The following is a 14,111-nucleotide window of genomic DNA, read 5'->3' on the forward strand; positions in this document are numbered from 1 at the left end:
GCCTATCAGCTCTATTTCTTTAATTTTTATATCAGAGAGTTTTTAAATTTAATTGGTCTATTTTATTAACTATACAAAATTGGGAGGATATTTATTTTACGTAGTATTAATGAGAAAATCACATTTTCATGTATATCTAAGGAGTATATTTCGTCAGGTAGCTTCTATCTATCTGACGGTTAGAATATAACTCCTTTTTAAATACTAGTTAAATAATATGCTCAATTATTTGGTGTAGTTTCTTAATGTTGGTGGCGTATAAGCTTTAATAAATTTACCAATTTCAGGCAAAGAATCGCTGAATAGCAAAGTTTTACGGGTACTTTCTTCCATGAAGCCTTTAGCCGTCATGGAGTCGAAGAAACTTGCCAATTCGTCATAATAGTGGTCAACATTGTAGAAAATACATGGATTGGTACTATCGCCAACGATCGTCCAGGAGAAGGCTTCAGAGATTTCTTCCAAGGTTCCAGGACCACCTGGCAAGGCAATATTAGCGACTGAATCATCCAACATAGCTTGTTTACGTTGTGACATGTCAGAGACGATATCCAATTTGGATAGGGTATTATGTGAAAGCTCACGATTGGCTAATTCTTTAGTAATAATACCGTGAACGTAGCCGTCATTTTCTAAAACACTATTAGCAACAATGCCCATTAATCCGTAACGACCGCCACCATATGTTAATCCATAGTTATTTTCAACAATCCATTGGCCCAATTTTTTAGCACCGAGTGAATAAATTTCATCATTACCTGTGGCTGCACCACAATAAACTGCAATATTTTCCATAATTTCACTTTCTTTTATATATCAAAATTTGTCTCACGCTTTAGACGACGGTAATACATCAACGAAGGTGTATCTAACGCATCGAGTGCACGTTGCTGATCAGCAGATAAGTCATGTGTACTTAAAGCCAAGAGGATAAAGGTTGTGTAGAGCTTCTTGGGCGCTAAGTCCAAATTAGTTGCCTCACTATCTCGCTTCAGGTCACGATGAATAGCTGGTACAGTCAGCAAAGGTGTGTTTGCTCCGCGATTACGACTTAAAAATAGATTATCATTATTCCAATATGAGCGATATGGTTCGATGTATGTTTTGTATAAATTTAAGAACTGTTCTTCATCTTCGTTAAATTGTATCTGGTTGAATTTATGATAAAAATCGGGGGCCATGGCTTCTTTATAGTTAAAACCTTTGGCGATGATAAGAATCAGTAAGCGGGTGTAGATACTGAGGTCAGACTTTAAATAGTCCGAGAGCTTTAAAAAGACCGCTACAGGGAAGTCCGATTGCTTCGGTACAGTGACACTGTTGACGTTTAAAGTGGGAATCTCGGGTGTTTTCTTAACGCTGAAGAGGTATTTGAAGTAGACGTTGAGATTACTGATGACTTTATTGATTGTACTGGCTGATAATTGCAGGTTCTCAATCATAAAATCTTTAAATAAATGCACGTCCATCTCGTGAACATCTTTGATATCCTCGGTGATTTTATAGTCGTCATTGTGTTGAATCGTGTAGTTAAAAAAATCAGTCAAGGAGTTCATATATTCTGTATGTGCCTTGGGTGAAATGTGTCTGGTCTTCAAGTATGCGTCAAAACCAGTTAAGTAAGGAATCTTTACCATGTGAAAACCTCCTTTTATTATATCTATTATACATTTTGAAAACTTTGGGGTAAAAAAAGAGCTAGGGAAGACCCCTAACTCTGAGAATTTAACTTATTTCACATCAATTTTAAGGACATCATCGCCAGTATCAACGGCTTTTTCGTCAAAGTCACCCATATTTTTAACAGCATCAGAATTGGTAATGATAGCCATAATAGATGTATCTTTGCCAGAATCTTTAATTTGTTGTAAGTCCATAGTTGCTAGCTTTTGGCCAGTTTTGACAGTATCGCCTTCATTAACGAAGACTTCAAAAGGCTTACCTTTTAGTTCAACTGTATCGATACCCAAGTGTAGCATTACTTCCAAGCCGTGGTCACTAGTGATCATCAAAGCATGCTTCGTTGGGAAAACAGTGCCGATAACTCCGCCGATTGGAGCAACGATTTCATTAGCACTAGGATTAACAGCAAAGCCATCTCCCATGAGTTTTTGTGAGAAAACTGGATCACTGACCTTATCCAAATGAATTAGTTCGCCCTTAGCTGGAGCAACGAATTCGTCAACCTTTTTTCTAGAGAACAACCCCATTTTATTCTTCCTCCTTGAAATACTTAGCAATCCTCGGTGACAAATGATTTCTTTGACGCTAGAAAAGTTTAAATTGAAGCCACTGTGATCAAATGATACTGTGGTATTTCTCAAAGAACGATTTCGAAATTGTCATTGTGAACCAAAACCACGATTTTAAATTGCTAATGCGCTTACATTTTATGCGTTAATACAATTATAGATAAAATATGGTATTTTGCAAGGGCTACCATCCTATCGTGCGGTATAGGAAGTCCGGTATTCTAAAGGTGTTTGCTGAAAATGTCTTTTAAAGAGCGTGTTGAAGTACGTATCACTGTTAAAACCACATCGAGTAGCAATCGTTTTGATTGAATAATCAGTATTCTTGAGCAATTCTTGACTGTGCTTTAAGCGTATTGTCGTTAAATATTGGGTAGGACTGGTACCAGTTAAACTCTTGAAGGTTCGTTGTAAGTTAGATACGCTACCGTGACAGTCTGTGGCAATAGCATCTAATGACAGCTCACGTTGAAAGTTATGTGCTAAATACTGTTTGATCTGTTCAATCCAGAGCTCATTGGGAGTAGAACCAGTCGGTTGACATCTCTTACAAGGACGAAAGTTAGCTGATAGAGCCTCTGCAGCAGTCTTAAAGATAACCACGTTTTCTTTATTAGGTACTTTGGAATGACAAGATGGTTTACAGAATATCTTAGTTGTCGTGACACCATAGAAGAACTGGCCATCCTTAGATTGGTCATTGTTGACTAAGGCGTTCCATCTAGAGTTTGTTAAGGGATGTTTCATAAGCTGACCTCGAATTAGAATGCAAGATTTTTAAGTGAATCTTAGCATATAATAAGACTACATAAAAGTTGGTGAATAATTATGAAGAAAATTTATTATCATGTTTTTTTGATTGCTGAGCATAAATATTTGATTGGTGCTACGTATAAAGGCTTAGCATTTGTTGGATCTAGAGATAAAGGTATTGACGAGCTGCGTGAATTTTACGACTGCCAATTAGTCGATAGTATTGATCAGGTAAGACCCTACGTAGAACAGCTTACTGAATATTTGAATGGGACAAGACAACAATTTGATTTGTCGATTGACATTACAGGTACACCATTTCAGGAAGACGTTTGGAAAACATTGCAAAGTATTCCCTATGGAACGGTAACAAACTATACGGAGATTGCGCAAAGTATTGGACGTCCGAAAGCAAGTCGAGCCGTTGGGACAGCTATTGGCAAAAATCCACTACTGATGGTTATTCCGTGTCACAGGGTACTTACTAAGTCGGGAAAATTAGGTGGTTATCGTGGTGGCCTTGGGATGAAACAAGCTTTATTGAAATTAGAGCAAAATAATTAAAGAAAACTGGGTTTCTTTTCGTACTTTAAAATATAAGGGATGATTAGGTATTTGTGATATGATTTATCTATAATATTTTAGACAAATGAGGAGTTTTTAGCTTGAAATTAGAGACCATCTTAAAAGATGAATTCGGGTACGATACTTTTAGACCTGGTCAAAAAGAGTTGATTGAAAAAGTCATGGCCGGTAAAAAGGCAATGGGGATTATGCCTACTGGTGGTGGAAAGTCGATTTGTTACCAATTGCCTGCAACCATTTTGTCAGGCTTGACCCTAGTTGTATCGCCATTGATTTCTTTGATGAAAGACCAAGTTGACAGTTTAATTGAAGCTGGTATTCCTGCAACCTACTTGAATAGCACCGTTGAATGGCATGACCGTGAGGAACGGATGCGCTATATCGAAAGTGGGGCAGTTAAACTGTTATTTGTTGCGCCTGAAAAGATTGTTGACGATGAATTTTTCAGTTGGCTGTCAGGATTAGATATCTCCTTGATTGCAATTGACGAAGCCCATGTACTGTCGTCTTGGGGACACGATTTCAGAAATAGTTATTTGAAAATGGTCGGTCCGTTGCAACAGTTGCCCGGTGATATTGCCTGGTTAGCTTTGACGGCGACAGCAACTGAACAAGTTCAAGATGATTTGGCTAAGATTCTGGATATTCCTGAAGAAAATATCGTTAAAACAGGCTTTGATCGTGATAATCTAGCGCTCAAAATTGAGCGAGGTGTTGATAAGTCGGAGTATATTCTGAATTACGTCAAAGCTCATATTGATGAGTCTGGAATCATTTATGCAGGCCGGCGGGAAGATGTTGACAATATTTATCAATTTCTCAAGGAAAATGATGTTCTAGTCGGACGTTATCATGCTGGTTTGAGTGATAAAGAACGTCATCAGCAACAAGAGGACTTTCTTTTCGATCGAATCAATGTGATTGTGGCGACTAATGCCTTTGGAATGGGGATCAATAAGACCAACGTTCGCTATGTGCTACATTTCACCATTCCTGGGACAATTGAGAGCTATTATCAAGAAGTCGGTCGTGCTGGACGTGATGGCCTACCAGCTGAAGCAATTTTACTGTATACGCCAGCTGACCTGCGTTTACATCAGTTCTTTATCGATAAATCATTAGGTGATGACCAGTATAAACTCAGTTTGAAGAATAAATTGTTTGAAATGAGTCGTTATGCTGAAACTGAAACTTGTCTGATGAAATTTATTCTGGATTACTTTGGTGAGAAGAATACTGATGTCTGTGGGCGTTGTTCTAACTGTCTTGATGATCGTGAAGTTGTCGACGTTACCGCGGATGCTCAGAAGGTACTCAGCTGCATTGTACGTATGGGGCAGAGATATGGTAAGAAAGTTACGACTCGAGTATTAGTTGGTAAAGATGATGTGGCTGATGATTGGCGACACTTTGAGAAACTATCGACATTCGGTATTTTTAAAGATAAAACTTTGAAAGAAACAAGTCGTTTAATTGAATTTCTCTCGGCTAATGGCTTTTTACGCAGCAGCGGGGGAGAATACCCTACTCTGTTATTGTCTAAAAAGGGAGCCGACGTTCTCAAAGGTAAGATCAATGTTGCGAAGAAGCGTGACGTTAATCATGTTGCACCAAGTAAATCAATGGTTGCTGATGGAAGTTTTGACGTCAATTTATTCGAAAAGTTGCGTGGATTACGTTTAGAGTTTGCTAGAAAGCAGGCTTTACCACCATTCATGATTTTCTCCGATAAGACCTTAAAGGATATGTGTGTTCGTATTCCTACAAATAGTAATGAATTCTTGGCAGTAAGTGGAGTAGGAAAGGTTAAGCTAGAAGAGTATGGTGAAAGTTTTATTGAAGAAATAAAAACTTATCAGGCAACGCAGTAAATAGTCAGTTAAATAATTGACTATTTTTTTATTGTTATTTGCGTAAATAGAGTAGAGCAGTAGTAAAAATCCAAAAGACTGGTATGACAGCGTCTAGAGTGGGCCTGAAATCGTTGGGATAGGGTGTTATACCGTTAAAAGTGGCATTTAATAGGTTAGGTGAGTGCTGAGAAGTGAGTTCTGTGATTGTTTGTCGATGAGTTCATGGACTAAACAAGTGAAAGTGGGCAATAAATTGACACATGTTAGTGGAGAAAATGATTTTATTTGTTGATAATTTTAGTTTAAATAAAATGTTTTACGAAAACATATAAATAAAAAAACAAAATCAAAGAAACAAACCGGAAATTTCAAAAAAGAGTAAAATTAAAACGTATTAAAATAACAAAAAAGCCCTGCAAAACAAGCAGGGACCAAAGAGGGGGTAAATTATGAAAAAGGTAGCACTCATATCAGATATTCATGGCAACTACTCCGCCTTTCGCAGTGTAATTAATGACGCTGAGGAGCAAAATGTCTCTGAATATTGGCTTCTTGGCGACCTTTTGATGCCTGGACCTGGGACTAACTCAATTATGAAACTCCTAAATTCCGTTAATACTACCCAAATGATCCGTGGTAATTGGGACAATTTCCTATTTGAGGACATCGTCTCAATTGGTAAAGAATACCTTCAAGAGCCTCAAACGCCCTATATTATTGAGTTAATCAAGTATGTTACTAATCACCTTGATCCTAAATACCTTCAGCAAATCAAGGATTGGCCTATTGCTTCAGAGACGTCTCTGAGCGGTCTTAAAATCCTTTTAGCACATAATTATCCGTCTAAGAACTATGGTCACGAGCTGTTACCATATGAGAAACAGGAAAATTTCGATAAATTACTGTTTAGTAAGCCATATAACGATTATGATATGGCAATTTATGGTCATACGCATCATCAAGTATTTAGAACTAGCAGCAATGATCAATTAATCATTAATCCTGGTTCAATTGGCCAACCATATACAGCTTGGTCCAATTTGAGTGCTGACAGACGCGCTCAGTACACGATTATAACTTTTGATGATACTGGTTACGGTGAGATTGACTTCAGAAAAGTTTCTTATTCAATTAAAGATGAGTTAGACTTTGCAGCAGCAAATAATTTGCCATTCATTGAGTTGTATAAAAAAATCTTCACGGACGGCAAAGCATTCACACATAATGATGCAGCGCTGAATAAGATTATCGACAAATATGATTATCGAACGGATGCTTTAAAATACATTAATAAAATAGCCCTCTTTGGTAAAAATATGTAACTTCTCATAATATGTATTATGTAACCTTAGATACATAAATCTGAAAATAGTCATTTCCCCATCAACATTAAAACTAATGACCAGCCCCACACTCCTATCCAAATAACAAAGAACAACGGGAAAAATCCAAAGAACAATCCTACAATTGCAATCCAGAAGATCAATCTTCGAATCGATGCTACGATTGGATAATTAAAAAGCATTGAACCAACCATTAATATCTGAAATACGATTTCGGACATGCAATGTATCACAATCGACAGGATATCTTTATTTTTAGGACCTTTTGATAATCGTGTATGCATTCGTATAAACCTCGTCTGATTTAGTTAGTTTAGTGTATCAGATTAAATGTATTAAAAATATTGGATTTGACTATATGTTTGTAAATCTTTCTTTACATTGTTAAATCAACCAAAAACGATTAAATTCCTTAATTAAGAATTTAATCGTTTTTATATTGATCATTATTATTATTTTACCTTCAGAATCTTTAAAGAATTATACCGAGAAACAATTTCTAGAAAGCCTAATAAACAGGTTTCCATAGCTCTGTTCCTGTAAACTGAAACTGAAGAAATTGATCTTGTATATGTTCAATTGTATATGGTTCGTATGACTAACTCATAGCTAATGATTTGATAGAAATCAATCACTTATATTAAGGAGCAAAAAGTTGAATAAGAGATTAATTATGACCGGTATTGCTGCACTGGCCCTATTTGCGGTCTTTACAACATATTACGTGAGTAACGTTAGATCAAAAAAGATTGTTAATGAAGAAGTAATATCGAAACATAAAGTGAAACAGCCAAAAGAATTTATTGATAAGAGGACCGCGGAACAAGTCAATCGCAAATTTTACAGTCATGAAAAGATTCAGGCCGGAGCACAAATGGATTTTGTAGGATACCCTTCCACCTTTTCTAAAATGGTCAATTCTGGACAACTGACAATAGTCGGACAAGTAACTGGATCGAATAGTTTTGTATCTAATGATCTACCCCATACAATCGCCGACGTTGGTGTGCAGAAAGTTCTACATGGAGATAGCTCTCAGAAAAATAAGATCATCCGGGTAATGTTTCTAGGAGGAAATATCGCTACTGAAAATACATCTGATAAAGTAGTCACTGTTGAGTATAGTGAAGATCGTTTGCCAAGGGCTGGAGAAAAAATAGCAATGATTCTTTCTAAAGCTGAATCAGGCACAAACAATATACCTGGAGAGTTTTGGTTAACACAATTTGCACATAAGTCTGTCTTTTTTCAAGATAAAGATGGACAATATCGAAGAACACCGGAAGCAAAATCTATTGGTGGCGGTACTTCAGATAGTAATTGGAGCCAAAATGATTTCAATGCTAAGGACGACAAAAAAATGAATGATGGAATGAATAAATTGATTAATAGTAAACAGTAACGTTTTATATTCGAACACCATGTTAACGTTAATTTGACTGAAGCCATAAAAAAACGATTTAATTCCTTAATTAAGAATTTAATTGTTTTTTAATTTTATATTATTACTTTTTACCATTACTACGTTGAACCAATTTAACTAATTCAACGATAACAATCATCAAAATACCAGCTCCTAGTACAGTTAACCATTGCACTAAATTAAGCTCTGAAACGTGGAATAAACTGTTGAATCCGGGAACAACGATTGTGGCAGCTACCATGATAAATGATGCAGCAACTCCAATGTTAAATACTTTGTTCTTAAATGGATGAATTTTGAAGATTGATTGGTAAGTAGATTTAACGTTAAATGCGTGGAACAACTGAATCAATGCTAATGTTGCGTAAGCCATTGTTAAGGCGTCGGCATGCATTGCAGCGTTACCTGTATGAACTGGGAACATCAATGCTGACGCGTAAACGCCCAATGTGATAAGTCCTTCGAGGATACCTTGGTAAACAATTGCTGAACCGATACCACCACTTAGAAAACTAGATTTTCGTCCACGAGGTTTTCGATCCATGATACCTGGTTCGGTTGGTTCAACCCCTAAAGCAATCGCTGGGAACGTATCTGTGGCCAAGTTAATCCATAATAGTTGAACTGGCAATAAGATATCCCAACCAAGAAGTGTCATCATGAATAACGTTAAAACTTCACCTAAATTAGCTGAAAGTAAGTATTGAATTGATTTTTGAATATTTGAGAAGACTTTACGTCCTTCTTCAACAGCGACAATAATAGTAGCAAAATTATCGTCAGCTAAAACCATATCTGAAGCACCCTTGGAAACTTCAGTTCCGGTGATTCCCATACCAATACCGATATCAGCAGATTTCAAGGCAGGAGCATCATTGACACCGTCACCAGTCATAGCAACGACTTTGCCCTTCTTTTGCCAAGCATTAACAATTCTAACTTTATGCTCGGGCGAAACTCGGGCGTAAACTGAGTAATTTTTAACCTTTTTAGCAAATTCTTTATCACTCATTTGGTCTAATTGAGCACCAGTAATCACTGCAGCATCGTCACCAGGTTCAATAATACCCAATCTGGCGGCAATAGCTTCGGCAGTATCTTGATGGTCACCAGTGATCATCATTGGACGGATACCAGCCTTTTTAGCGTCAGCAACTGCAGCGGCAGCCTCAGGACGCTCAGGGTCAATCATACCAATCAGTCCCGCAAAAGTAAGATCATTTTCGACTGTATCAGAGTTAACTTCTTGGGGAATTGAATCGATAATCTTGTAACCCATGGCTAGGACACGCAATGCTTGAGTAGCCATAAATTTATTTTGTTTGAGAATGGCGTCCTTATCAGTTTCGGTGAACTTTCTAACTTCATCAGGACTAGCTTGAATCTCAGTAATACGTTGTAACAACATATCGGGAGCACCTTTGACAGCTACCAAGAACTTGCCATTAGCCAATTTATGAATCGTAGACATCAACTTACGCTCGGAATCAAAGGGAACTTCAGCAACACGAGGTTCCTTTTTAAGCTCCTCTTCAATCTGATAATCGTGGTCAAATCCGAATTGAACTAAAGCTGTTTCAGTTGGATCACCAACGAGTGTACCGTCAGCTTGAATCTTAGTATCATTGCTAAATGTCATAACTTGCAAGACTTTATCGTTTCCTGAGATCTCATCAGCAGCATCTTGTAATTTACCATACTGATAAACTTTCTCGACAGTCATCTTGTTCTGTGTCAAAGTACCAGTCTTATCGGAAGCAACAATATCGGTACTACCTAGTGTCTCAACTGCAGGAAGCTTTCTGACCAAAGCTTTACGCTTAGCCATTCTAGTAGTTCCCAAAGCTAAAATGATAGTAACAATTGCTGGTAAGCCTTCAGGAATGGCAGCAACAGCAAGTGAAATCGCTACTAGAAGCATATCAATAATTAGTTCATTCATTGGTAATCCCGAAGGATTATTGAAGATACCAACAGCAAAGATAACCGCTGCAATTACGAGAATCAACCATGTCAAGGTCTTTCCTAGAGAATTTAAATTATCTTGCAGTGGTGTGCTGCTATCTTCAGCTTTGTTGATCATACCAGCAATATGACCAACCTCTGTTTTCATACCGGTAGCGACAACGACACCCAAACCACGTCCATAAGTAACATTACTGTTCATGTAAGCCATGTTCTTTCTGTCGCCTAAAGGAATATCCTCATCAGGTAATAGATCAATTTCTTTTTCAACTGGAACCGATTCACCAGTCAATGCGGATTCCTCAATTTTCATTGAAGCTGAATCAAGTAACCGAATATCCGCTGGAACAATATCCCCAGCTTCAAGCAATACAATATCTCCGGCAACTAGGTTTTCACCACTAACAGTGGCAAATTTACCCGCACGTTTAACATGAGCTTCTGGTGTTGACATTTCCTTTAGGGCATCAATAGCTTCCTCAGCTTTTGACTCTTGGAAAACACCAAAGACGGCATTGATGATTACAACAGCCAAGATCAATGCGGCGTCAGCCCACTCTTGTGCGACTACACCAGAGATAAAGGCAGCAACAAGTAAAACAATAATCATGAAATCTTTAAATTGATTGAAGAATTTCTGAATGATGGTTTGTTTCTTACCTTGAGCTAAAGCGTTGGGACCATCTTTTTCTAAACGTTGTTTAACGTCTTGTTCGCTCAGTCCCTCCGTACTCGTTTTGAATTGTTGAAATAGTGATGCTTTATCTAAAGAATAGTAACGGGTCGTACTGTTTTTCTCTTTCAAAATATGTCCTCCTCTTATTACTCTCAGGGATAAAAAAAGACTTGCACGCTAAATAGCGTACAAGTCTCACTAATTAAGACAAAACCAGACCAAAAGGTCTTGCTGACGATTTTGTCACAGGCAACTTTAATTCTGCAAGTTACTCCCTTGTGTTGAAATCAGTATAAATGATATTTTGAGATAAAGCAATTGATTTCATCCATAATTTGCCTTAAACACCAAACTGGGACAACTAGTTGATTTTATCCCAATCAATACCACCGGTTATGTCCATTTCTTTGGCATTATCAGTCATATTTTGATGAACTTTGTTCAGAGTTCCATCATTTAATAGATACAACGTCTCTTTAAATGACCGATAATCTTTCAAACTCATAATTACTGCACTTTCATCCGGTGTTGGTCCGATTATTTCAATTGGAGTCGAATTGTTATTCACTGACTTGATGATGTCATTTAGATTTTCTCTAGCATGAGCTAAGTTTGTCACTTTTTCCAATGTTATCACTCCCAACATTCAACTAATATAGAGATTATATGCAAGTATCAAGGCCGTCAAATGATTACACTCAGTTTCCTGCCTCTGGGGCATTGGTTTCATAGAGTGAGGTAGTTGTCTTATCGTTGTTTTGTGAATATAAACTAGTTGAGGCATTACCCAACGAATTATTAATTTCATTTAATTTGTTTTCTTCGTGATCGTAATCATATTCTTGAGGATTCGTTGGTTTGAGCCCTGTGGGAGTGTAGAACCTCAAAAGATTTTTATTATTAACAGTATCTGAAGTATTTAGTAACTCCTGTTTCTTTTCGTATATTTGAGCAATATTTTCCTCTAAACCTGGATAACTATTCAAATCAATTAGCTTTCCATCTTTATTGTCGTATACATCAAAAGATCCTTTAGAATTTTTAAAAATAGTGTAGTTCTTGTTAATCAGATTATTATCCCTAAATACTACGTTTCCATCATGCTGCTTCGATAACAAATCCGTACCTAATTGGATATAGCCTCGAGTGTTAACACCTAATAAATGCAAAATTGTTGGTAAAACATCTATTTCTCCGCCATATTCATTGTCGACGTGACCTGAAAGTCCCTTCATATTAATCATGAATGGAACCCTTTGTAATTGAGCGTTATCGAATTTATTCCATGTGTTGGGATTTTTGTTCAGCAATGGAGCCAATGCAGTGTTTTTATCATCGGAAATCCCATAATGATCACCGTATAAAACAATCATAGACTTATCATACAGACCACTTTGTTTGAGGTATTTAAAGAATTCTTGTAAAGAAGCGTCGAGATAATGTGCAGTTTCAAAGTAGTTGTTTACCACATTATTTTGAGTTGTTGGCTTCACAAATCCATCATTATCTTCTTCGGATAAATCAAATGGATAGTGATTAGTTAGTGTAATATATTTTACGTAAAAAGGCTGCTGTAATTTTTCTAAGTACTTAACACTTTCTTGGAACATCAACTTATCTTTTAAGCCAAAGCCGATATTAGAATCTTCCGTTTGGTCAAAGTAACCCTGGTCAAAGAAATAATTATATCCCATATTTTTATAAACTTTACTTCGCGAGTAGAAGCTACCTACATTTCCATGGAATACTGCACTTGTGTAGCCTTCTTTTTGTTGTAATATGGCTGGTGCGCTTTGAAATGTGTTGGATGGTCCAAGTTTATTAAAGAATGATCCTGTGGGCATTCCAAATAATCCACTTTCTAACATCATTTCAGCGTCACTAGTTTTCCCTTGACCAACTTCGTGAAAGAAATTAGGAAAACTTATCGTATTTTTGTCAGAATATAAACTGTTTAAAAATGGTGTTACCTCTTGATTGTTGACCTTCATATTGATCAAAACTTGTTGGAAGCTCTCTAGATGTATTATGATAACGTTTTTCTTTCGAGCAATCCCGAAGTATTTTTTATTTGGTTTGGCATATATAGAATCAACTACCTTCAAAGGGGAATCTATATCAATCGTAGTTACGTTATTTTTTTCAGTATCTTCATTAACTTTGTTTGCTGAATTATATAAAGTATAAAAATTAAGTCCTAGATATTTCACGATATAGGTTTGATCAAAAGTTCTCCCAAGTAATTGAGGCCGATTCATTTCTGAAATAGTTAAATTTACCACGACTAACAGCATACCAACCGATGTGAGTGCAACCTTATTAACCATTCTAGTTGGTTGCGTCTGAAGATATCTATGAATCATAAATGGTAATAATATTATTAATGCCAAATTTATTAAATAAATCCAGTCTTGTGGCATTAGTAATGTCGTAATACTCTTTCCCATCGCTCCGTTGAATTTTTGAGCGCTTAATATTGTATCAATGGAAATAAAATCCGAGAATTCACGGTAATAAATTACGTTGGCTATTAAAATTATCGTTTCTAAAGCAAACAATATAATAATCGCTGTTGTGAAGGTCTTTTTTCGAACGATGTAATTAGCGATACTTAAAATTAACAAGATAAAACCGAATGGGTTGAAGAGAGCTATTAAAATCTGTAGCGGTCCCTCAATTCCTAAATTGAAATCCACAAAGTACGCAATAATCGTCTCAATCCAAAGTAAAGCTGAAAGTAATAAAATTACCTTTTGCCTGGTTAAGTTTGTTAAAACTTTTTTATTCATCATTTTTTACTACCTAATCTGGGTATGAAAAGAGCATTAGTAAGATATTTTTACTAATGCTCTTTGGTACTCCTGATTTGCTTACACTTTCAGTATACAAAGGAGAAATTCCTATTTCAATAAGTTTTGTGAATTTTGTAACTAAATTTCCTGATATTGTCATGTTCCTTTTATACCTAAAAGTCTACTACTTTTGTGTATGAAAGGAACAAGAACGATTTAGCCTCATATTTAAAACTATTTAAGTTCCTATAATCTGAGAGACGAATTCTATGGACAACAAATCTACACTTGGTCGTCCAAGAAGTGAACTTGACCGTAGAATTAACATTCGACGAAATGAGTGATTTTGCCGAAAAACGGGGGCTATTTGTAAGAAATAACCCCTGTAAAAAGTTGACGTATCAGCGTGTAAAAAATACAATATATTTACAGGGTCTATTTAATTAAAATACTAAATAATAGTCCCCAT

At 36.4% G+C, this 14,111-nt stretch carries 12 protein-coding genes; 4 read left to right on the plus strand and 8 right to left on the minus strand.

All coding sequences use genetic code 11. The features are described from left to right. Window positions 1-225: 225 nt before the first annotated feature. From JP39_RS05635 to JP39_RS05650, 4 genes are all read right to left on the minus strand, one after another. Window positions 226-795 (minus strand): LOG family protein, encoded by a 570-nt coding sequence (locus JP39_RS05635; protein WP_041501614.1) that lies wholly within the window; start codon window positions 793-795, stop codon window positions 226-228. A 14-nt stretch (window positions 796-809) separates the two neighbouring features. Then, window positions 810-1,637: a site-specific integrase gene (locus tag JP39_RS05640; RefSeq protein WP_041501613.1), complete on the minus strand. Its 828-nt coding sequence runs from the start codon at window positions 1,635-1,637 to the stop codon at window positions 810-812. A 93-nt stretch (window positions 1,638-1,730) separates the two neighbouring features. Further along, window positions 1,731-2,210, minus strand: coding sequence for a PTS sugar transporter subunit IIA (locus tag JP39_RS05645; RefSeq protein ID WP_041501612.1), 480 nt, complete (start codon window positions 2,208-2,210; stop codon window positions 1,731-1,733). A 234-nt stretch (window positions 2,211-2,444) separates the two neighbouring features. Beyond that, the gene (locus JP39_RS05650; RefSeq protein WP_041501611.1) at window positions 2,445-2,999 is read right to left on the minus strand and encodes a bifunctional transcriptional activator/DNA repair enzyme AdaA; all 555 of its coding nucleotides are present in this window, start codon (window positions 2,997-2,999) and stop codon (window positions 2,445-2,447) included. 78 nt (window positions 3,000-3,077) lie between these two features. Here JP39_RS05650 and JP39_RS05655 point away from each other — a divergent pair, with 78 nt between their 5' ends. From JP39_RS05655 to JP39_RS05665, 3 genes are all read left to right on the plus strand, one after another. After that, the gene (locus JP39_RS05655) at window positions 3,078-3,569 is read left to right on the plus strand and encodes a methylated-DNA--[protein]-cysteine S-methyltransferase (protein ID WP_425393757.1); all 492 of its coding nucleotides are present in this window, start codon (window positions 3,078-3,080) and stop codon (window positions 3,567-3,569) included. Window positions 3,570-3,670: 101 nt separating this feature from the next. Beyond that, window positions 3,671-5,461 (plus strand): DNA helicase RecQ, encoded by a 1,791-nt coding sequence (gene recQ / locus JP39_RS05660; RefSeq protein ID WP_041501609.1) that lies wholly within the window; start codon window positions 3,671-3,673, stop codon window positions 5,459-5,461. A 431-nt stretch (window positions 5,462-5,892) separates the two neighbouring features. Continuing rightward, window positions 5,893-6,765 carry a metallophosphoesterase family protein gene (locus JP39_RS05665; protein ID WP_041501608.1) on the plus strand — a complete coding sequence of 291 codons (873 nt, stop codon included), beginning with the start codon at window positions 5,893-5,895 and terminating at the stop codon, window positions 6,763-6,765. A 50-nt stretch (window positions 6,766-6,815) separates the two neighbouring features. Here the strand turns inward: JP39_RS05665 and JP39_RS05670 are convergent, their stop codons facing one another. Then, window positions 6,816-7,070: a hypothetical protein gene (locus JP39_RS05670; RefSeq protein WP_041501607.1), complete on the minus strand. Its 255-nt coding sequence runs from the start codon at window positions 7,068-7,070 to the stop codon at window positions 6,816-6,818. A 371-nt stretch (window positions 7,071-7,441) separates the two neighbouring features. Between JP39_RS05670 and JP39_RS05675 the strand changes: the two genes are divergently transcribed. Next, window positions 7,442-8,188: a hypothetical protein gene (locus JP39_RS05675; RefSeq protein ID WP_137619778.1), complete on the plus strand. Its 747-nt coding sequence runs from the start codon at window positions 7,442-7,444 to the stop codon at window positions 8,186-8,188. Window positions 8,189-8,291: 103 nt separating this feature from the next. On the opposite strand, the gene JP39_RS05680 is transcribed toward JP39_RS05675, so the two are convergent. From JP39_RS05680 to JP39_RS05690, 3 genes are all read right to left on the minus strand, one after another. After that, a complete protein-coding gene (locus tag JP39_RS05680) occupies window positions 8,292-10,979 on the minus strand; it encodes a cation-translocating P-type ATPase (protein WP_048698967.1) in 2,688 nt (895 codons plus the stop codon). Window positions 10,980-11,211: 232 nt separating this feature from the next. Beyond that, window positions 11,212-11,469 (minus strand): type II toxin-antitoxin system Phd/YefM family antitoxin, encoded by a 258-nt coding sequence (locus JP39_RS05685; RefSeq protein ID WP_245626365.1) that lies wholly within the window; start codon window positions 11,467-11,469, stop codon window positions 11,212-11,214. A gap of 79 nt (window positions 11,470-11,548) precedes the next feature. Continuing rightward, complete coding sequence (locus tag JP39_RS05690) at window positions 11,549-13,642, minus strand: LTA synthase family protein (RefSeq protein WP_048698962.1); 2,094 nt, start codon at window positions 13,640-13,642, stop codon at window positions 11,549-11,551. Between the last annotated feature and the right edge of the window lie 469 nt (window positions 13,643-14,111).

This window comes from Companilactobacillus heilongjiangensis, assembly GCF_000831645.3.
Lineage (GTDB): Bacteria > Bacillota > Bacilli > Lactobacillales > Lactobacillaceae > Companilactobacillus > Companilactobacillus heilongjiangensis.